Below are 19685 nucleotides of genomic sequence, written 5' to 3'. Positions count from 1 at the left end.
CACCTCGCTGTTGATGTGGATACCCATGAAGTCATCAGCGCTGAAGTCAGCCTCGTTAATGTCGGAGACAGTGAAGTGTTGCCCACACTCCTCAACCCTCTTCGAAGAAAGGTGCAGGCGGTATCGGGTGACGGAGCGTACGACACAAAGGAGTGCCATAACGTGTTGCAACAAAAAGGGATAACGCCATTAATACCCCCACGTAAAAATGCGGCCTTTTGGGATGATGGGCACCCAAGAAACGAAGCGGTTAAAGCGTTAAAAAATGACACGTTAACCCAATGGAAAATCGACCCTGGTTACCATGACCGCTCCCTGTCTGAGACGGCCATGTCTCGATACAAAGGACTCACTAGCGGTCAATTGAGTTTAAGGCATTACAACGCTCAAGTCGGTGAGGCACTCGCTAATGTCAAAGCCATGAACAAAGTCATAGGGCTAGGTATGCCTGTTAGACACTAACGGAAGCGGAGCATAGGTAAGATCTGCCTTCAACCTGATTTGTTCAACAACGTCCATCGATATGACACTTTAATACTCAGCGATAGTTCGATTCTGGCTTGATAATGGTAGCCCTGAATTCAACGCCGAACACCTTTATGATTGGCGTTATACCCCGTATGTTTTTGATAAATAAAATTTACAAAAAACAATCACAAGTTAAAAGGATGAGGCATTGATGAGGAAAGTGATAGTGGAATGTTAAACCAATGATTAACTGGTCTCTATATTTATACTGTGGATGAGTAAGAATGTCATTACATTATTATATTATTATGTTCGTTCAGTTTTTTAAGTTTCATAATTAATTCAGATATTTAATATTATAGTCAAACGCGATAATATTAAAATCATCATTGATTACAGTGAGGTAACTCATGAAATTAAAACTAGCTGTTGTTTCTCTATATTTCGTTGCATCAAGTGCTTTTGCTGTTGGACATCAACACGTTCTATTAACGTGTGTGAATCAAGAGGGGACCGGAGCGATTTTTTGTAATTCTGGTAGCGAAGAGACTGACATTACAAAGATTGAGGTTGATCGGCATTGCCGAATAGATGTAGACCCTACGGTTCCAGATGTAACTAAGACAATATTCCAGCCACAACCTATGGATGGAAACCTTTCAATTCAGGTGCCCAAATGTGAAGCAACAACAAATTGGGCGGAGGATGCAATCACTATCTGGACCCGGGAAGGTAACGTATACTCTGAAGGGGAAGACGACAAGTCTTCTGGACATATTTTTTTGAGATCTAATTATCAAGGAGAGGTGTGGAAGTTGATTGATGCTTGATATACCAGTTCAACGGAAGAAGTAGGTTTTAGTCGTTGAAAGTTGTTTGTAATTTTTGACGCCAACGAACTGTTCTTCTCCAGCTAGACCGGACATTTCAGAGGCTAACCTCAATACTCTGTTCAGGTATCCAGAAAACATCAGGAAAGCCATCTATACTGCAAACCGGAGGAGATCCATTTCCTAATCCAAAGTCGCTTACTGGAAACGCAGGTTGTAAACAGTTCCTGCCCAAAATTGAGCTGGATATGAGCCGTCTATCACCTCTTCTCAGTAATCTTTTCAAGAAGCCGCAACTCGATTGATTCGAGTTGCGGCTTCTTGGATTCTTGGATAGCCTTACTGATGCCGCCTTCATTCTTCCTCTAGAGTGGAATGTTCAAACAGTTGGCCGCGAATATGCTCTGGGATCGGTGTTGAAGCCTGCTTGTCATAATCAAAATTGATCAGGATAGCTTTACCGCGGGCCACTTTTTTATCATTTTGCCACGCTTCGTGCACCAGATGAAAAGAAGAATTACCCACCTTTTCTACCCATGTATTGAGCGTTACTTCCCGTCCCCAGTAGGTCTGAGCCAACAGATCAATTTCGACTCGGGCGACGATAAGCGGCCATGAATCAATCGCAAGGGTAGGGTGGAAGATTTTAAAAATTGGCATACGTGCGTCTTCAAACCAGACGGCAAATACTGTGTTGTTAATATGGCCGAGCGCGTCGGTGTCGGTGAAGCGGGGCATAATGGTTGAATGGAACATGGTAAAAACTCGCTATTGAATATGAATCATGGAGGTTATTGGCCGTTGGCCAGCGCTAATGCCACTTTGGAACTCGGTTGCTTATTTAATACTTGGCAGATAGTTTGGCCAGCAGCAGTGAGTTTGTTGAGATCAACGCCGGTTTCTATCCCTAATCCTTGGCAAAGGTAGAGCACGTCCTCGGTTGCCACATTACCCGATGAACCTTTTGCGTATGGGCAGCCGCCTAGGCCTGCGACACTGCTGTCGACAATATGCACGCCCATTGTGAGAGCTTGATAGATATTGGCTAATGCTTGCCCCCAAGTATCGTGAAAATGCACGGCGATGGCATCTCGCGGTACATGCCACATAACAGCTTCTAGCATTCGCGCGATTCGGCCCGGTGTGCCAGTGCCAATGGTGTCACCGAGGGAGATTTCATCGCAGCCGAGATCAAAGAGTTGCTGGGCGATGTGCGCCACTTGCTCGGGTTTACTTGGCCCATCATAGGGACAATCTGCTACGCAGGACAAATACCCTCGTATTTGAATATTGTGTTGTTTTGCGGCGTTGATTATCGGGATAAACCGTTTAATGCTTTCTGCGATTGAACAGTTGATATTCTTTTTGCTAAACCCTTCTGAAGCCGACGCAAAGACCGCCACTTGGTTCGCTCCACAGGTGAGCGCTTGCTCGAAAGCTTTCATGTTGGGCGTTAAGGCGGAGTAACAGATATCAGGTTGACGGGTGATCGCGGAAAATACCTCAGCAGAGTCGGCCATCTGCGGCACCCACTTGGGCGAAACAAAAGCGCCAGCTTCGATATGACGAAGGCCTGTCTGCGAGAGATCGTTAATGAGCGTCACTTTGGCTTGAGTCGACACTTGCGGTTCGTTTTGCAGCCCATCGCGAGCACCCATCTCAACAATGGTGACGTGGCTAGGCAGGGCATGTATTGACATCGTTTCACTCCTTACTGAGTTGAGTTATTCGTCACCTGCGTTGGGTGCCGCGCTCCATGTTGGCGTACGTTGGTCGAAAAAGGCGCGTAGCCCTTCTTGACCTTGTGGCGAGACTCGGGCGTCGGCGATGAGTCGACTGGTATAGGCGATTAGGTCGTCATCGATAGGGCTTTCGTCGCACTGGCGGCATAGCTCTTTTACTCTAGTACAAGCCTCAGGGCTATTGGCGAGGATGAATTCGATGGTGTTAGTGAGGTGCTGGTGCAATATTCCATGCAGAGAAACGGCACCTTCTTTTTTAACTAGTGTACGTTCTGCGATTTTATGGACTAAGCCAATTTTTTGTGCCTGTTGGGCGCTGAAGGCTTCCGCAGTGAGCATATAACGGCGTGCTTGGCGGGCGCCAATCGCTCGGCATACATACGGGCCAATGGTAGCGGGCACCAATCCAAGCTTTACTTCGCTGAAACAGAACTGCACGTCTGGCTGAGCGATAACAATATCGGCGCAACTAATAAGCCCGAGTGCGCCTCCATACGCGCAGCCTTGTACCGCAGCGATGGTCGGATGGGGAAAGCGGTCAATGAGCTTCATTAGTTGAGCGAGCTGCTCGGCATCTTGCTGATTTTCTTGCTTAGACTTGTCGGCCATTGCCTTCATCCAATGCAAATCAGCGCCGGCTGAAAAGTGTTCGCCGTTGGCGCACAGTATTAAGCAACGCACTTCCGGGTTGGCTTTCAAGTCGTGTAGGTGGCTGATCAGTTGTGCGATCATCTCATCATTAAAGGCGTTGCGTTTTGTTGGTCGATTAAGCGTGAGAGTAGCGACGCCTCGGCCATCTAGGTTGCATAAAATAGTCTCAGACATACCACTTCCTTTGGCTGATTGACGGCGCTGTTGGTTAATGCGTGGCACTAACAGCTAAGTAGCACCAACAGCGCCGTTTTATATTTCTCGGTTAGGGTGGTTCACCACCACTTATTACATTCTAAAAATCCCAAAGTAGCTTTCTGGAATAGGCGCTTTTTGTACTGCGCCTAACGCATGAGCCAAGACTTTTCGGGTATCTTTAGGGTCGATTATTCCATCATCCCATAAGCGTGCACTGGCATAATAAGGGTGACCTTGGGTATCGTAAGATTCGACAATCGAGCGCTTAAACTGTTTTTGTTCATCTTCTGGCCAACTTTCATGTTGCCTTGCTTTTCGGTCACGTTTCACTTGAGTCAAAACGCCAGCGGCTTGCTCGCCGCCCATCACTGAAATGCGTGCGTTTGGCCACATCCAAATCATGGTTGGGTTATAGGCGCGGCCGCACATGCCATAATTTCCTGCGCCGTAGGAGCCGCCCATGATAATCGTGAATTTAGGAACGTCGGCACAGGCAACCGCCATGACTAATTTCGCGCCATGCTTGGCAATTCCTTCTTCTTCATACTTCTTGCCCACCATGAATCCGGTGATATTTTGCAGAAATACCAATGGGATTTTCCTTTTTGCGCACAGCTCAATGAAGTGAGCCCCTTTTTGCGCGGACTCGGAAAACAAAATGCCATTGTTGGCGATGATCCCAATCATGTGCCCGTCTATTCGGGCGAAGCCGCACACCAGTGTGGTACCGTAAAGCGCTTTAAACTCATCAAAATCAGAGTCGTCGACGACGCGGGCAATGATTTCTCGCACATCGAACGACAATCGCAAATCCGCACTGACTACCCCGTAGATCTCACTTGGGTCGTATCGTGGCGGTTGCACGTTGGGTTTGATGGCAATTTCAGGTTGTTGATTGGAATTGGCGATGGCTTGACGAGCCAAAGTCAGAGCGTGAGCTTCATTATTGGCGTAGTAATCGGCGACGCCCGACTTTTTGCAATGTACGTCAGCGCCCCCTAATTCTTCATCGGTAACGATTTCTCCGGTTGCGGCTTTCACTAGAGGTGGTCCCGCGAGGTAAATAGTGCCTTGATTTTTAACAATAATTGCGACATCAGCCATGGCCGGAATGTAAGCGCCGCCAGCGGTACACAGCCCAAGTACGACAGCAACTTGCGGAATGCCTTTGGCAGACATGCGAGCCTGATTGAAGAAAATACGGCCAAAGTGCTCTTTGTCCGGGAAGACGTCTGCTTGGTGAGGGAGGTTAGCCCCACCTGAATCGACCAGATATACGCAAGGCAGGTGGCAGCGCTCCGCGATTTCTTGCGCTCGTAAATGTTTTTTTACGGTAAGTGGGTAGTAAGTTCCGCCTTTGACTGAAGGGTCGTTGGCAACAATCATACATTCTAGGCCTTGAATTTTACCAATCCCCGCGACCACACCTGCACAAGGAATGGGTTCGTCATAGACTTTCCAAGCGGCAAACTGACCTATTTCTAGAAAATCTGAGCCTTTGTCGAGTAGGGCGGTAATGCGTTCGCGCACAGGTAGTTTACCTTTGCCGCGTTGTCGTTCGATTGCTTTTGGTCCACCGCCTTGTTTGATGCCTTCTACGGTGGAAAGCAGGTTATCGACTAACTCGTTCATCACTTGTCGGTTATTGACGTATAGCGGTGAGTCGATTTTTGTCTTTGATTGAAGAACGGTCATGATCTTTTTTATCCTCTCTACTACTGGATGAGCGGGTTAGCGGGATTCTTCGAATAATTCGCGGCCAATAAGCATGCGGCGAATCTCGGATGTGCCGGCACCAATTTCGTATAACTTGGCATCACGCAGCAGTCGGCCAGCGGGAAACTCGTTGATATAACCATTTCCGCCAAGCAGCTGAATGGTATCCAATGCCATTTGTGTGGCGATTTCAGCGCTGTATAAAATCACGCCCGCGGCGTCTTTTCGAGTTGTTTCACCGCGATCGCAGGCCGCCGCGACGGTATAGACATAAGCACGGGCGGCGTTAGCGCGGGTATACATGTCGGCAAGTTTTGCCTGCACCAGTTGAAACTCACCAATGGATTGGCCAAATTGTTTTCGGTCATGAACATAGGGAATGACTAAATCTAAACAGGCCTGCATGATGCCAAGTGGCCCTGCGGCTAAAACAACGCGCTCATAATCCAACCCGCTCATGAGCACTCGTACTCCCTGATTGACTTCGCCGAGCACGTTTTCTGCGGGCACAAAACAGTTTTCGAAGACCAACTCACATGTGTTTGAACCACGCATGCCAAGTTTGTCGAGTTTTTGGGCGTGACTGAAGCCTTCCATGCCACGTTCGATAATAAAGGCCGTGATGCCGCGTGATTTCTGTTTTGGATCCGTCTTGCCATACACCACGAGTGTATGCGCATCTGGCCCATTAGTGATCCACATCTTGCTGCCGTTTAAAACAAATCCGCCATCAGTGGGTTCCGCTCTGAGCTGCATACTGACCACATCAGAACCGGCATTGGGTTCACTCATTGCCAACGCACCTACGTGGCTGCCATCAATGAGCTTGGGTAAATATTTACGTTTTTGCGCCTCGGTACCGTTACGAAATATCTGATTGACACAAAGGTTGGAGTGCGCGCCATAACTGAGTGCTACCGAAGCTGAAGCACGACTGATTTCTTCCATTGCCAAGACGTGAGCGAGATAGCCCATTTCAGCGCCGCCGTAGTTCTCACTCACGGTGACGCCCAGTAGCCCCATGTCGCCAAAGAGTGGCCAAAGATGATTGGGAAATTGATTGTCTTGGTCTATTTTCGCGGCAATTGGGGCAATGTGTTCTGTCGCAAAAGCGTTCACCTGCTCACGCAACATTGTCATGGTTTCACCAAGCCCGAAGTTGAGTGGCTGATAGTTGTCCTTCATAACGTCTCCTAACCGGCAATCGGGCGAGGCCTCGATTGCGCTGCCTTTGTGGGGTGCCACGCAACGTGGCACCGTTTGATGTGTTTAATCTTTTACGTATTTTGTTATCTATTTCTGTTGCACTTCGGCCTCAATGTTTCTGTCGGTTTTTGAACGTTTTAGCGCCAACTGACAGCGTTCTTTGGCATTATCTAGCTCGTTCATTACCACACTAATATCACGGAGTTGACGCTGCAAAACGGCTTGTTTTTCGGCAATGATATTGAGCATTTTGACCAACTGCGTATCGCACTGATGCGTATCGTAGAGCGCAAATAATTCACGGATTTCATCAAGTGAAAAGCCAAGACGTTTCCCGCGCAAAATCAGTTTGAGTCGGATTTTATCGCGGCGTTGGTAAACGCGTATTTTTCCTTGGCGCGATGGATGGATCAGGCCTTTATCTTCATAAAAACGAATGCTTCGAGTTGTCACATCGAACTCTTTGGCGAGATCACTGATTTTGAATGTTTCCACTTGGTGTTGCTCCTCGCTAGATGATTGATGGTGATGCTGTTTTTCAGTTTTTCTCATGCTGTCCACTGCGCGAAACACTTACAATAAATTTTTATTTAAATGTTGCGAGCTTGTTTGTTTACGTTTACGTTAATGTTAGTGCTATGCTTACGTAAACGTCAAGTCATCACAGTGCGAATTTTCATTCCTTTGCGAGTTTTGTTGGCATGAAAGGCTTATCAATCGATCGAAAGCGAGAGTTTGGTAAGTGATTGAGTGCTAGGGAGAAGGTTTGGTTCGAATTGTTGTGATCAAAATTTCTTAATTAAAGGTACCAACCATGGACAAAACCATTTGGATCGTATCAGCCAAACGGACACCCCTAGGGCGTTTTCAGGGGAAATTGCAATCGCTCACCTCACCAGATCTCGGTAAAGTCGCTATTCAAGCGGCATTAGAAAGTAGCTCGCTTTCACCCGACAATATCGATGAAGTTTTTATGGGCTGTGTGCTGCCCGCTGGTTGCGGACAAGCGCCAGCGCGTCAGGCTGCCTTGGGTGCAGGTCTACCAGATTCGGTCCCTTGTACCACCATCAATAAAGTGTGTGGCTCAGGCATGAAGTCGGTCATGTTGGCGCACGATTTAATTCAAGCAGGCTCAATTAGCTCAGCCATTGCAGGCGGTATGGAGAGCATGAGCAATGCCCCATATTTGCTTAAAAAAGCCCGCGGTGGCATGCGACTCGGCCACGACACCACTTACGATCATATGTTTTTAGACGGACTGCAAGATGCGTATGAAGGAAGTTTGATGGGCGTCTATGCACAGCAGATCGCTGATAAATTGAACTTTACCCGCGAACAGATGGATGAATGGGCCAGCCAATCCGTGCAACGGGCGCTGGGTGCACAAGAGCAAGATTTATTTGCCGATGAAATGGCGCCAGTGACCTTGCCTAGAGACAAGGGAGTTCTTGACTATGATGAGCACCCACGCAGCGTTGACCCAAGTAAAATCTCGACCTTAAAACCTGCTTTCGCCAAAGATGGCACGGTAACGGCCGCCAATTCCAGTGCCATTTCAGATGGGGCATCGGCGTTGTTACTGATGGATTCAGTTGAAGCGAAGAAACAGGGCTTACAGCCTTTAGCCATCATCAAAGGTCACGCGAGCCATGCTCGTGTCCCCGCTGAATTTACCCTAGCTCCCGTGTATGCCATTGAACAGCTGCTGTCCAAGTTAGATTGGTCGATAGATGAGGTGGATTCATGGGAAATCAACGAAGCCTTTGCGGTGATCACGCAAATAGCGGTGCAGCAACTTGGGATTGATTCAGACAAGGTCAACATCAAAGGTGGCGCTTGTGCACTAGGCCACCCAATTGGAGCTAGTGGAGCGCGTATTCTCGTTACCTTGATTCACAGCCTAAAACAGATGCAAGCGCTGGGAGTTGATGGCCATCCAAATGACAAAAAAGTGATGCGGGGCATTGCGTCTCTTTGCATCGGTGGTGGTGAAGCCACAGCGATCGGGATCGAAATTCCGCTGTAACTGAATTTGAAAGTTGCACCAGTAAGAAAGAAAACAAGCAAATAAATTAATTATTTACCAGCCAACGTGAAAGATGAAAAGGACTATAGCTATGACGAAGTCGGTTCCGTTATTTATTGGTGGAGAGTTTTGCCAGTCGGCCAGCAAAGAGTGGCTTGATGTCACGAACCCTGCGACCAATGAAGTGATCGCCCAGTTACCTTGTGCAACTGAAGACGAAATGCAACACGCTGTCGCAAATGCTGCGGCGGCGTTCCAATCGTGGAAAGAAGTAGCCTTGCCTGAACGAGCTAGGCTGATGTTGCGTTATCAGCATTTGTTGAAGGAACATCACGACGATATCGCTGAGCTATTATCTCAGGAAACAGGGAAAACCATTGCTGACGCGAAAGGTGACGTGTGGCGCGGCATTGAAGTGGTTGAGCAAGCGGGGAACATCTCGAGCAATATGATGGGAGAGATGGTCGAGAATGTGGCGAGTAATATCGACACTTATTCGATGATTCAGCCACTTGGTGTGTGCTGCGGCATTACGCCATTTAACTTCCCCGCCATGATTCCTTTATGGATGTTCCCAATTGCTATCGCCAGTGGCAACACATTTGTGCTGAAACCCTCAGAGCAGGTACCCCTTACGGCGATGCGCCTAGCTGAATTGTTTGAGCAAGCAGGCGCACCAAAAGGTGTGTTGCAAGTTGTGCATGGTAAGAAAAAACAAGTGGACTTCCTCTTAGCTCACCCAGATATCCGTACTATCTCTTTTGTCGGCTCTGTTCCTGTCGCGCAATATATTTATAAGCAAGGCACTCAGCACTTTAAACGCGTGCAAGCCTTTGCGGGCGCAAAAAACCACATGGTGGTGATGCCTGATGCGAACAAACAACAAGTAATCAGTAATTTGGTTGGGGCGTCGGTTGGCGCGGCGGGTCAGCGCTGCATGGCAATTTCGGTGGCTGTGTTTGTGGGCAGTGCCAAAGAATGGCTTGGTGACCTGAAAGTAGAAATGGAGAAAGTAAAACCTGGCAAATGGAATGATGACAATGCGGCGTATGGCCCGCTTATCAGCCCTCAAGCAAAAGCGCGGGTGTTAGGTCTTATTCAAGAAGGCAAAGATCAAGGCGCAGTGTGTGAGCTTGATGGTAGCGAATGTCACGTTGAAGGCATGCCCGAAGGCAATTGGGTTGGGCCGACAATTTTTAGCGGCGTGAAAACCGAAATGTCGATTTATCAACAAGAAATCTTTGGCCCAGTGCTGATGTGCATGGAAGTTGAAACGTTGGAAGACGCCATCGAATTGATCAATAACAACCCATATGGCAATGGCACCTCTATCTTCACGGCTTGCGGCGCTGCGGCGCGAAAATATCAACATCAAATCCAAGTGGGGCAAGTTGGCGTGAATGTGCCAATCCCAGTACCTCTGCCATTTTTCTCTTTTACTGGTTGGCGTGGCAGCTTCTATGGCGACTTGCACGCTTATGGCAAGCAAGCCGTACGTTTCTACACCGAAACGAAAACAGTGACCGCGCGTTGGTTTGATGACGATATCCCAACTGGGCCGAACCTAACTATTCAGTTGAAGTAGGAGGTAGGAAAATGGATTTTGAACTTAATGAAGATCAACGCGCATTTGCCGAAACGGCGCAGCAATTTGCTGCTGAGCAGCTCGCTCCTATGGCTGCGGAATGGGACGAAAAGCAATTTTTTCCAAAACAAGTATTAAAGCAAGCGGGTGAACTTGGCTTTCTCAGCCTATATACGCCTGAAGAACAAGGCGGCTTGGGACTGAGCCGACTCGATTCCTCGATTGTTTTTGAGCAGTTAGCGATGGGCTGCACCTCTACCACGGCATTTATGACCATTCACAATATGGTCTCTTGGATGGTGGCAAGCTTTGCAACGGACGCGGCTAAAAGTGTCTATTGCCCAAAACTCGTCACAGGAGAGTGGCTCGGGTCGTATTGCTTGACTGAGCCCAATGCGGGTTCAGACGCCGCGTCTTTGAGCACTTCGGCGAAAAAGCAAGGCGATAAATACGTTCTAAATGGCGGTAAAGCCTTTATCTCTGGCGCTGGCGATACCGATGTGTTGGTGGTGATGGCGCGCACTGGTGAGAGCAGCGCCAAAGGCGTATCGGCATTTGTGGTGCCCGCTAATGCTGAAGGAATCAGCTACGGACGCAAAGAACCCAAGATGGGCTGGAATAGTCAGCCAACTCGCGCGGTGACTTTTGAAAACGTCAGCATTCCTGTCGACCACTTGCTTGGAGAGGAAGGCGAAGGGTTTAAGTTTGCCATGAAAGGTTTAGATGGCGGGCGAATCAATATTGCGACTTGCTCTATTGGTACGGCGCAGCAAGCGCTCAATCAAGCAACGCAATATATGCAAGAGCGTAAGCAATTTGGCAAAGAACTGGCTCAGTTCCAAGGATTGCAATTTAAGCTCGCGGACATGGCGACAGAGCTGGTGGCCGCTCGGCAATTAGTCCGTTATGCCGCTAGTAAGCTAGACAGGCAAGATCCGCAAGCCACCACGTATTGCGCGATGGCAAAGCGTTTTGCCACTGATATTGGTTTTCAAGTATGCGATCAAGCCCTGCAGTTGTATGGCGGATACGGCTACATCAAAGAATACCCAATGGAGCGTTATTTCCGTGATGTTCGTGTCCACCAGATATTGGAAGGAACCAACGAAATCATGCGACTTATCGTTGCTCGTAGCTTACTGAAAAGTGATGCGGAAATTTTGTAGCTCTCCGCTTTAATTTTGTAGTACTCCGCTTTATTGATTGAATTAGGAACCGGAATCATGTTTGAAATGGAACACAAGGCGATTCAAGCCACAATCTCAAACCATGTGGCAATTGTCACCATGAACAACCCACCCGCCAATACTTGGACCAAAGACAGTTTGCAGCAGCTCAAAGAGCTGGTGCTGTCTCTCAACGTGAATAAAGAAGTTTATGCGCTGGTTCTGACAGGACAAGGCGATAAGTTTTTCTCCGCAGGAGCCGATCTAAAACTTTTTTCTGACGGTGATAAAACAGTCGCAGTTGAAATGGCGATGGCCTTTGGTCAAGCCTTTGAAACACTATCGGCGTTTCGCGGTGTGTCGATTGCCGCGATCAACGGATATGCGATGGGGGGAGGCTTGGAGGTGGCATTAGCTTGCGACATTCGTGTTGCAGAAGAACAAGCAATCATGGCGCTGCCTGAAGCCAAAGTGGGTTTGCTTCCTTGTGCGGGTGGTACGCAAAACCTGACCGCTCTTGTCGGAGAAGGTTGGGCGAAGAGGATGATTCTCTGCGGTGAACAAGCAACGGCTGAGAAGGCACTGCAAATTCGCCTTGTTGAAGAGGTAGTTCCCCGTGGTCAAGCGCTAGAAACGGCGATTGCATTGGCTGAATCGGTTGCCAGCCAATCACCATCGTCGGTGACGGCGTGTAAAGCTTTAATTCAACAGACACGTACAACACCGCTGCAACACGGGCTGATCAAAGAGCGCGAGTATTTTGTTGAATTGTTTGATACTCAAGATCAAACCGAAGGCGTCAGTGCCTTTTTAGAAAAGCGCTCGCCAAATTGGAAGAATCAATGAGCGAATAATGGCTGAAGTTCGAGTGGGTAGGGCGCGAGACGGCCCTATTCATATATCGAACAGAAAAGTACAAGGGAAGTGAGGAGGTTATATGACAGCCAATGTGAGTTTCAACGAACTATTGTGCGCTGACAATCGTTCGAAAATAGGTTTAGCAACGTTAGATAATGCAAACTCTCTTAATGCGTTAACTTTCGATATGCTCGCCGAGCTGCACGATAAGCTAGATCAGTGGCAAAGCGATGACTCTATCGTTTGTGTGATGTTGGAAGGTGCTGGTGAAAAGTCTTTCTGCGCTGGCGGTGATGTGCGCACCATGTATCACGTGATGAAAGAGAAAAGTGCCACAGATATTCAAAGTTTTTGCACTCGGTATTTTACCCTTGAGTATCAATGTGATTTTTTAATTCATACCTACAGTAAACCTATTATTGCATGGGGCGATGGCATTGTGATGGGCGGTGGCATGGGACTCTTTATGGGCGCTAGCCATAAAGTCGTGACACAAAAAGCGCGCTTAGCCATGCCCGAAGTTACCATCGGCCTTTACCCAGATGTTGGCGCTACGTGGTTTTTAAATCGTTTAGAACCGGGAATTGGCTTATTTTTAGGTCTTACCGGAGCAAGCGTCAATGCAACCGATGCCATGGCGGTGAAACTTGCGGATCACTTTTTGACCTCAGAGCAAAAAAGCTCGGTGCTGCAAGAGTTGCAACAGGAAAACTGGCAGGAAGGGCAAGAACGAAAAGAGTTGGTGAGCCAGATTCTGAATCATTTGTCTCAGCAAGTGATTGAGCAAAGTCCGAATAGTCATTTAATGCCGTTCTTTTCGCAGATCCAAACCGCGTGTAGCGGCGAGGAGCTCGCTCAAGTTGTACAAAACATTTGTGCTATCGACGGCCAAACGCCTTGGCTTGATGCCGCGAAACAAACTCTACAAGCAGGTAGCCCTATCACGGCGCAAATCTGTTTTCGTCAAGTGACCCAGTGCCAGCAACTTTCTTTGGCAGATTGCTTCCGCCTTGAGTTGAATTTGTCGGTGCAAAGCAGCGTATTAGGTGAATTTCAAGAAGGGGTGCGCGCTAGGCTGATCGACAAAGACAACGAACCACATTGGCAGTACAAAGGTGTTGAACAGGTTGATAAAAAGGTGATTGATAACCTTTTCCAACCACTGTGGCCGGAAGAATATCATCCACTTGTCACTTTAGGCAATCGCTAAACGCAAAGTTAATTTTATAGAGGAATTCGTTATGACGACGGTAGCATTTATCGGGCTGGGAAACATGGGCGGCCCAATGGCACAAAACCTACTCAGCGCAGGAATGAGTGTGCAGGTGTTTGACTTGAATAAGTCGGCAACTCAAGTGTTGCAAGCAGCGGGAGCGACGGTAGCGCCGTCGTTGCCAGAAGTGATTTCCGGTGCCAGCGCAGTGATTACTATGTTGCCAGCAGGTAAGCATGTACGTTCGGTGTATTTGGGAGCCGAAGGAGGGGAAACAGGACTGCTTGAGTTAGTTAAACCGGGCACGTTTTTGATTGATTGTTCTACCATTGATCCCGAATCCGCTCGCGTAGTGGCAAAGGCTGCGATGGAAAAAGAGTTAGAGTTTGTTGATGCGCCGGTGTCGGGGGGCGTTGCTGGTGCTAAGGCCGGCACACTGACCTTCATTGTCGGTGGTACTCAGGCCGGCTATGAGCATGCCCAAGGTATTTTGCATCATATGGGCAAAAATGTGTTTCATGCGGGGCAAGCGGGCGATGGGCAGATGGCCAAAATTTGTAACAACCTGATGTTGGGGATTTTGATGTCGGGTACGTGTGAAGCGTTAAATCTGGGGATTGAAAATGGCCTAGACCCGAAAGTGCTTTCCGACATTATGTTGCAAAGTTCGGGACGTAACTGGGCATTAGAGCTCTACAACCCTTGTCCAAACGTGATGGAAACCGCCCCCGCCAGCAATCAATACCAACCAGGCTTCATGAGTAAACTTATGCTTAAAGATCTCGGGCTAGGGATGGACGCAGCGGCGCAAAGCCAATCGGCGACACCAATGGGTGCACTTGCGCGCAACCTGTATGCAATGCACAACGCTAACGGCAATGAAGAACTCGACTTCTCAAGTCTATTTGAGTTTTACCAGCGTCAGCCAAAATCCTAACAGGGTATAAGGAGCACAGTAATGGAATTGAAAAATAGTGTGATTGCAATTACGGGCGCTGGACAAGGGTTAGGCCAAGCGATGGCGCTTACGTTGGCTGAATGTGGAGCCAACCTTGCCTTGCTTGATCTTAACCAGGATGGATTGGAATCGACTCAGCAGCAATGTTCCGAGTTTGGTGTGCGTGTTTGTAGTTACGTACTTGATGTGACACAAGAGTCACAAGTGGAACAAACTTTCCAAAGTATTAAGAACGATTTTAATCGTTTAGATGGACTTGTGAATAGCGCAGGAGTATTGCGTGATGGCATGCTAGTGAAAGAAAAAGATGGCGTGCTGAGCAAAATGTCACTAGAGCAATTCAACATGGTGATGAACGTGAATGTCACTGGCACCTTTTTGTGTGCGCGTGAGGCTACTACTACAATGATTCAAACTGACAGTAAAGGGGTGATCATCAATATATCGAGTGTGGCGAGATCGGGGAATATTGGTCAAACCAACTACGCTGCATCTAAAGCTGCCGTCGCAACCATGGCGACTTGTTGGGGCAAAGAGTTAGCGCGTTATGGAATTCGAGCAGCGGCGATTGCGCCGGGAGTGGTACAAACGGCGATGGCTGAGCAGCTTAAGCCTGAAGCTATCGCAAGGCTTGAGAAAATGATCCCTGTTGGGCGAATTGCTGAGGCCAGTGAAATGGCGCACGCTGCTAAGTATATTTTTGAGAATGATTACTTCACTGGGCGCGTTCTAGAAGTTGACGGCGGCATGCGCATGTAGTGAAAGCTGGTTATGCATGAACCAACTGAACTCAAGTTAGGCGTACATCTGGGTGTGCGCTTTTTTGTTTCTTTGATTACGATGAGGCCTACCGAGAATGCGCAAACAAACTTCTAGCGGCGCATCAATGAAAGTAGCCTCTTACTGGAGTGTCTATACGCTTCTGACTTCGATATTATTTAGATTAGCTCTCATTAAATTTCGTTATCGAAGGTAGTCTTTACAGGTTTTGGCCATGGAGTCGCTAAATTTAGCACAATGATGGCCGTCTGCTGTTTTGCTTAAGCAGTTTGACATACACATATTAAATCTTTCGGTTTCCTGACCATTCTTCCAATAAGTGCCACCCCCTACGGATGAATGGGCGCAACCAACTAAAAAAGTAATTGCGAAAATACTAATAAAATATTTCATAATTTCCTCTGTATCAATGCCCAATCCAATTGTCACAGTATGGCTGAACGTTTCTGTGGTATTTGACACAATCACCAGTGCCTCCCTCAAACGTCGTACAATGTGTATTACATTTTCTCTTGCTCCACGTTCCTTGAGGACCCCAACCATGGCTTTCATACCATGTATGGCCAGTACAACCCGATAGTACGAACGTCAGAGATAGATAGATAATACACTTCATGTAAACTTCCACTTTGTGTAATGGTCAGTTGGTATTAGTTGCCAGTACCTATGGATATGTACAGTATATGGAAATGTACACATGCTCTTACAACTAGTCAGGGCACCTTCTTAAATAGGTTAGCTGATAAGAGACAGATCACATAATCATGTGTTAAATAAATTTAGTTGATCTCTACTTGGGTGGGACGCTATGGACGCAGTGATTGTTTAGAAGAGGGAGTTATATCTGGCTCAATACTAAGCTCCCTTATCATCGAGTAACACGAGCGAACTGTACTTATCTCGAGGCCTCTAAATCAGATGCTGTCTCGTTGCATGTATCGGTGTTGACGTCGAAAATGTGGCCTACTTTTCCGTCATGTCCACTCACGGCTATCGTGACCTGCGCTTGCATGTCTAAATCTTCCTCAATTTCTGGTTCGTTACAAAACGTGTTAAGCATTGAAGTGGATTCTGAGCGGTGGCTGAAAAAGATGTTCACGTCTTCGCTGCTAAAATGAGTCATCGTGTAGTAGAGGTAGAGCTCGTCACCATTGGCCTTTGCGCCATCGGTTCTGATGCCTGAAGTGTCGGTGCTTGGTGCTCTGGCGTTAACACGTTGTGCTTGCTGAGCAATGAACTCGCTGGTGCTGATATCGGTGTTGGAATGGGTCGCACATGCAGAAAGCGCCAAGCTCCCGGCAATGATCAATAGTTTTTTCATGTGAAGAGCTGAGCCAATAAAGGCCATATTTGAATGATGACGAATGCGTTAAAACTTATCAGTATTTTGAGGTGGAGTATACTCCAATAGGAGAGTTACTTTTGTGTCGATAAATAGTGATAGAGAAGTTGGTATACTTTGTCTACGCTTGTTCGAACAATAGGCTTAACCACGAAACTATCCATGCCTGCTTGATAACATTCTCGCTCTGTTTCCGTTAATGCACTGGCAGTAAAGCCAACAATATAGCTACGGTTATCATTTTGCATTGCCCGTAGTCTTCGCGAACATTCATAGCCATCAATATCTGGCATCAAGCAGTCCATTAATATTAAGTGGTAAAATGTGTTCTGGCATTTTTCGAGTGCTTCTTCTCCACTGGACGCGAGTTCAATCGTCACATCTTCTCTTTCGAAAAAACGCTCTGCGACAACGAGATTGAATCTGGTGTCGTCGACAATCAAAACTTTAACGTCAGTGAATGCAATGGGTATATCTAGGTTGTCCGAAGCGTCGGCAGGGGGGGCTTCTGCGCTCGCGGGCTTAGCGGTTAAATTGAAATAGAAGCACGAACCTCGACCAACTTCAGAAGATACTTGTAACTGCCCACCTATCATTTCGACTAACTTGGCGCATATTGGTAGACCTAATCCGGTTCCCCCATATTTGCGTGTTGTGCTTGAATCAGCTTGAGTAAATTTATCGAATATATGTTTTTGCTGATCAGCTGTTAGCCCAATGCCCGTATCGATCACCTCTATCCATAACTGGTCGCTTAGTTCACGATCTTGTTTGAGGACGACCGTGATGCGTCCTTCATCGGTGAATTTAAAGGCGTTGCTCAGCAGATTCACCAAAATTTGTCGGTAGCGAGTGTCATCAATGAGCACTCTATGTTTGCTGGCGAGAGTGTTTTCGAAGGTTAGTTGGATATTTTTTTTATCGCTTTGTAAGCGAAATGATTCAACGGCCCCAAACGTTGTGTCTATGATATCGACTTCGACAAGATCGAGAGTCATTTTTCCCGACTCAATCTTTGAAATATCTAGTATATCATTGACGATGGCGAGTAATTGTTTCGCAGATTGTCTGGATAGTTTGATTAGGTTTTTTTGATCTGGATTCAGAGGGGTGTCTTGAACGAGTTCATTACAGCCGATAATTCCGTTGAGTGGTGTGCGCAGTTCGTGGGTCATGACAGCAAGGAATTCACTTTTCGCTTTCGAGGCCGCTTCGCTGAGCTCTTTCTCACGGGTAAGCTCGCTACTTTTTTCCTCTAACGTGTTCATCAACTGATTATAGGCGATAGCGAGTGACCCAAGTTCATCTTTCACATCAAACGTCTTTAATGCGTGTTCGGATAATATCGCAGATTGGGATACGTGTTGATTGAAAGCTTTTAGGGGGATGAGGATATTTCGGCGTATTATAAAAAATAGCCAGCAAGAAATAGACGAGAATATTGCGATCAAACTGATAATTAACGTATTAAATTGATTGGATAGTTCATGCTGTTCGTAGCTGGTATCTAACGCGAGATATACGGCGAGAGGCTCAGCAGGTAAATTGGTATTGAGTTTAAGATAAATTTTCTTCATAAACTTAAACGTGTCTTGGGTATTGCCACTGAATGAAATGTTTTGGCTATCTGCAGAGTTCGGGAAATATTGTCCAAATTCTGTTTTTAGTACGTGCGCGATATACTTGCCACGAATGCTATTAAAGTTTGAAGCCATAACCATTCCGTTCGATTGGCGAACGATCGCGATAAAGGCGACATTTTTATTGCTTCCGATGGAGTTGGTGATACGAATAATATTGGGTGTCGTGACTTTAGGTTCAATCGCAACCGTCAGTCCTTCTATCGTGTCGAGAGCGCGCTCTTTCAAGCGTTCATTGACGATGACTTTGATTCCAATACTGTCGATTAGAATCAAAGACATTGAAAATAAAAGAAAGCCAATACACCAAGGTATAAACAGTTTGTAAGTAATGCTATGACGTTTAGATATCATGGGTTCCAAACTTTTATTTTTGACAATGCATTTTCACAAGGGAAACTGATAGCATTGCTTTGTAGCAAGACTTGGCAAACCGCCTTGACGTTCTTTTCAATTTTCCCATCGCTCAGAATTCGCTCTTGCTCATTCTTGTCGAGTAATATCAGTCCTTCGAGAGCTTGCTGGAATTCGTTGGCTGTGGTGCCTTCTCGTTCCGCCATAATGGCATAAGACTCTTCTGGGTGTGTTCGCGCATACTCCAACACAGCCCCCCATGCTTGATGAAATTTATTTACCCACTCAGGATCATTTTTTATGACAGAGGCTTTGACGGCAACGATATCGATAATTGACTCGGGGATCTGGGAGCTATCAAAAATTTTATGGAAGTCTGGGTTGCGAAGCACCAATGTTGATGCTGGCGGGTAAGTGACTGCGGCGTCGATTTTCCTATTCGTTAACAGTGATTCGATTTCTAGCTGCTCAGAATTATCTAATTGGACGTCTTTAAGCTCCATCCCAGCTTTATTTAATGCCTCATACAAGACGTACATACCTAGAGAGCCAAGTTCCGCCGTTACCTGCTTTCCTTTTAAATCAGGAATGGATTGCACCGACTTATGGGCAACGATGACGTCTCCGCCGTTGGAGTAGTCAGGAATCAACACAATGCTGATCGGGTCTTCAGTCTGCCCTGCCGCGTGCACCAGTTCAATAACGGTTGATGTCATTCCATCAACTCGTCCTTGGACATAAATACGTTGTACGTCAGCGAGTGACGCCATTTCGACTAGCTCGATATTTAGATCAAACTGTTCAAAAATATTTTTCTGCTTGGCCAAATATAGGAATTCGTAGCCTGGCCATGGGTTGATAGCAATTCTAACGGGTTTATTTGAGGTGAACTTATCACACCCAGCAAGAACAACGATTGTAGCCAATAAAATCCATTTCATTTTGCTCTCCA

Annotated in this window: 19 protein-coding genes; 9 read left to right on the top strand and 10 right to left on the bottom strand. The window is 47.0% G+C overall.

Going from position 1 to position 19685, the window contains the following annotated elements; translation table 11 throughout:
* Nucleotides 1–462 (top strand): IS5 family transposase (locus L4C34_RS19065; RefSeq protein WP_428790911.1); only part of this gene is annotated, 462 nt, incomplete at its 5' end.
* 416 nt (nt 463–878) lie between these two features.
* The gene (locus tag L4C34_RS19060) at nt 879–1298 is read left to right on the top strand and encodes a hypothetical protein (RefSeq protein ID WP_428790910.1); all 420 of its coding nucleotides are present in this window, start codon (nt 879–881) and stop codon (nt 1296–1298) included.
* Nucleotides 1299–1652: 354 nt separating this feature from the next.
* Here the strand turns inward: L4C34_RS19060 and L4C34_RS19055 are convergent, their stop codons facing one another.
* The 6 genes from L4C34_RS19055 to L4C34_RS19030 form a co-directional block, all read right to left on the bottom strand.
* Nucleotides 1653–2054 carry an acyl-CoA thioesterase gene (locus tag L4C34_RS19055; protein ID WP_428790909.1) on the bottom strand — a complete coding sequence of 134 codons (402 nt, stop codon included), beginning with the start codon at nt 2052–2054 and terminating at the stop codon, nt 1653–1655.
* Between the two features lie 35 nt (nt 2055–2089).
* Complete coding sequence (locus tag L4C34_RS19050) at nt 2090–2998, bottom strand: hydroxymethylglutaryl-CoA lyase (protein ID WP_428790908.1); 909 nt, start codon at nt 2996–2998, stop codon at nt 2090–2092.
* Nucleotides 2999–3022: 24 nt separating this feature from the next.
* Nucleotides 3023–3865 carry an enoyl-CoA hydratase-related protein gene (locus L4C34_RS19045; RefSeq protein WP_428790907.1) on the bottom strand — a complete coding sequence of 281 codons (843 nt, stop codon included), beginning with the start codon at nt 3863–3865 and terminating at the stop codon, nt 3023–3025.
* A gap of 114 nt (nt 3866–3979) precedes the next feature.
* The gene (locus tag L4C34_RS19040; RefSeq protein WP_428790906.1) at nt 3980–5584 is read right to left on the bottom strand and encodes a carboxyl transferase domain-containing protein; all 1605 of its coding nucleotides are present in this window, start codon (nt 5582–5584) and stop codon (nt 3980–3982) included.
* 36 nt (nt 5585–5620) lie between these two features.
* Nucleotides 5621–6790, bottom strand: a complete 1170-nt coding sequence (locus tag L4C34_RS19035; protein ID WP_428790905.1) for an isovaleryl-CoA dehydrogenase — start codon at nt 6788–6790, stop codon at nt 5621–5623.
* 108 nt (nt 6791–6898) lie between these two features.
* Entirely contained in the window at nt 6899–7306 is a 408-nt protein-coding gene (locus tag L4C34_RS19030; RefSeq protein ID WP_428790913.1) for a MerR family transcriptional regulator, read from the bottom strand.
* 319 nt (nt 7307–7625) lie between these two features.
* Here L4C34_RS19030 and L4C34_RS19025 point away from each other — a divergent pair, with 319 nt between their 5' ends.
* The 7 genes from L4C34_RS19025 (at nt 7626) to L4C34_RS18995 (ending at nt 15376) form a co-directional block, all read left to right on the top strand.
* Nucleotides 7626–8837: a thiolase family protein gene (locus L4C34_RS19025; protein ID WP_428790904.1), complete on the top strand. Its 1212-nt coding sequence runs from the start codon at nt 7626–7628 to the stop codon at nt 8835–8837.
* A 91-nt stretch (nt 8838–8928) separates the two neighbouring features.
* Complete coding sequence (locus tag L4C34_RS19020; RefSeq protein ID WP_428790903.1) at nt 8929–10422, top strand: CoA-acylating methylmalonate-semialdehyde dehydrogenase; 1494 nt, start codon at nt 8929–8931, stop codon at nt 10420–10422.
* 11 nt (nt 10423–10433) lie between these two features.
* Nucleotides 10434–11588 carry an acyl-CoA dehydrogenase family protein gene (locus L4C34_RS19015; RefSeq protein ID WP_428790902.1) on the top strand — a complete coding sequence of 385 codons (1155 nt, stop codon included), beginning with the start codon at nt 10434–10436 and terminating at the stop codon, nt 11586–11588.
* Between the two features lie 57 nt (nt 11589–11645).
* Nucleotides 11646–12434, top strand: coding sequence for an enoyl-CoA hydratase (locus L4C34_RS19010; RefSeq protein ID WP_428790901.1), 789 nt, complete (start codon nt 11646–11648; stop codon nt 12432–12434).
* A 91-nt stretch (nt 12435–12525) separates the two neighbouring features.
* On the top strand, nt 12526–13656 hold the full coding sequence (locus L4C34_RS19005) for an enoyl-CoA hydratase/isomerase family protein (protein ID WP_428790900.1): 1131 nt from the start codon (nt 12526–12528) through the stop codon (nt 13654–13656).
* A gap of 16 nt (nt 13657–13672) precedes the next feature.
* Nucleotides 13673–14596, top strand: a complete 924-nt coding sequence (gene mmsB / locus L4C34_RS19000; RefSeq protein ID WP_428790912.1) for a 3-hydroxyisobutyrate dehydrogenase — start codon at nt 13673–13675, stop codon at nt 14594–14596.
* 21 nt (nt 14597–14617) lie between these two features.
* The gene (locus L4C34_RS18995; protein WP_428790899.1) at nt 14618–15376 is read left to right on the top strand and encodes an SDR family oxidoreductase; all 759 of its coding nucleotides are present in this window, start codon (nt 14618–14620) and stop codon (nt 15374–15376) included.
* Nucleotides 15377–15580: 204 nt separating this feature from the next.
* Here L4C34_RS18995 and L4C34_RS18990 read toward each other — a convergent pair whose 3' ends face one another.
* The 4 genes from L4C34_RS18990 to L4C34_RS18975 form a co-directional block, all read right to left on the bottom strand.
* Nucleotides 15581–15949 (bottom strand): hypothetical protein, encoded by a 369-nt coding sequence (locus L4C34_RS18990; protein WP_428790898.1) that lies wholly within the window; start codon nt 15947–15949, stop codon nt 15581–15583.
* A 343-nt stretch (nt 15950–16292) separates the two neighbouring features.
* Nucleotides 16293–16718, bottom strand: coding sequence for a putative periplasmic lipoprotein (locus L4C34_RS18985; protein ID WP_428790897.1), 426 nt, complete (start codon nt 16716–16718; stop codon nt 16293–16295).
* Between the two features lie 95 nt (nt 16719–16813).
* Nucleotides 16814–18733 carry an ATP-binding protein gene (locus tag L4C34_RS18980; RefSeq protein WP_428790896.1) on the bottom strand — a complete coding sequence of 640 codons (1920 nt, stop codon included), beginning with the start codon at nt 18731–18733 and terminating at the stop codon, nt 16814–16816.
* Nucleotides 18730–19674, bottom strand: a complete 945-nt coding sequence (locus tag L4C34_RS18975; RefSeq protein ID WP_428790895.1) for an ABC transporter substrate-binding protein — start codon at nt 19672–19674, stop codon at nt 18730–18732. The genes L4C34_RS18980 and L4C34_RS18975 overlap by 4 nt, the downstream gene beginning before the upstream one ends.
* Between the last annotated feature and the right edge of the window lie 11 nt (nt 19675–19685).

It is taken from the genome of Vibrio profundum, from assembly GCF_050337555.1.
In the GTDB taxonomy this organism is placed as follows: domain Bacteria; phylum Pseudomonadota; class Gammaproteobacteria; order Enterobacterales; family Vibrionaceae; genus Vibrio; species Vibrio profundum.
Note: the sequence above shows the minus strand (reverse complement) of the source record. Positions and strands in the feature narration are given on the sequence as shown.

Coding starts and splice junctions, on each gene's coding strand:
- L4C34_RS18980 (WP_428790896.1), bottom strand. CDS start 18,733: ATGATATCTAAACGTCATAGCATTACTTACAAACTGTTTATACCTTGG.
- L4C34_RS19020 (WP_428790903.1), top strand. CDS start 8,929: ATGACGAAGTCGGTTCCGTTATTTATTGGTGGAGAGTTTTGCCAGTCG.
- L4C34_RS18985 (WP_428790897.1), bottom strand. CDS start 16,718: ATGAAAAAACTATTGATCATTGCCGGGAGCTTGGCGCTTTCTGCATGT.
- L4C34_RS19060 (WP_428790910.1), top strand. CDS start 879: ATGAAATTAAAACTAGCTGTTGTTTCTCTATATTTCGTTGCATCAAGT.
- L4C34_RS19025 (WP_428790904.1), top strand. CDS start 7,626: ATGGACAAAACCATTTGGATCGTATCAGCCAAACGGACACCCCTAGGG.
- L4C34_RS18990 (WP_428790898.1), bottom strand. CDS start 15,949: ATGAAAGCCATGGTTGGGGTCCTCAAGGAACGTGGAGCAAGAGAAAAT.
- L4C34_RS19045 (WP_428790907.1), bottom strand. CDS start 3,865: ATGTCTGAGACTATTTTATGCAACCTAGATGGCCGAGGCGTCGCTACT.
- L4C34_RS19040 (WP_428790906.1), bottom strand. CDS start 5,584: ATGACCGTTCTTCAATCAAAGACAAAAATCGACTCACCGCTATACGTC.
- L4C34_RS19035 (WP_428790905.1), bottom strand. CDS start 6,790: ATGAAGGACAACTATCAGCCACTCAACTTCGGGCTTGGTGAAACCATG.
- L4C34_RS19005 (WP_428790900.1), top strand. CDS start 12,526: ATGACAGCCAATGTGAGTTTCAACGAACTATTGTGCGCTGACAATCGT.
- L4C34_RS18995 (WP_428790899.1), top strand. CDS start 14,618: ATGGAATTGAAAAATAGTGTGATTGCAATTACGGGCGCTGGACAAGGG.
- L4C34_RS19050 (WP_428790908.1), bottom strand. CDS start 2,998: ATGTCAATACATGCCCTGCCTAGCCACGTCACCATTGTTGAGATGGGT.
- L4C34_RS18975 (WP_428790895.1), bottom strand. CDS start 19,674: ATGAAATGGATTTTATTGGCTACAATCGTTGTTCTTGCTGGGTGTGAT.
- L4C34_RS19055 (WP_428790909.1), bottom strand. CDS start 2,054: ATGTTCCATTCAACCATTATGCCCCGCTTCACCGACACCGACGCGCTC.
- L4C34_RS19010 (WP_428790901.1), top strand. CDS start 11,646: ATGTTTGAAATGGAACACAAGGCGATTCAAGCCACAATCTCAAACCAT.
- L4C34_RS19015 (WP_428790902.1), top strand. CDS start 10,434: ATGGATTTTGAACTTAATGAAGATCAACGCGCATTTGCCGAAACGGCG.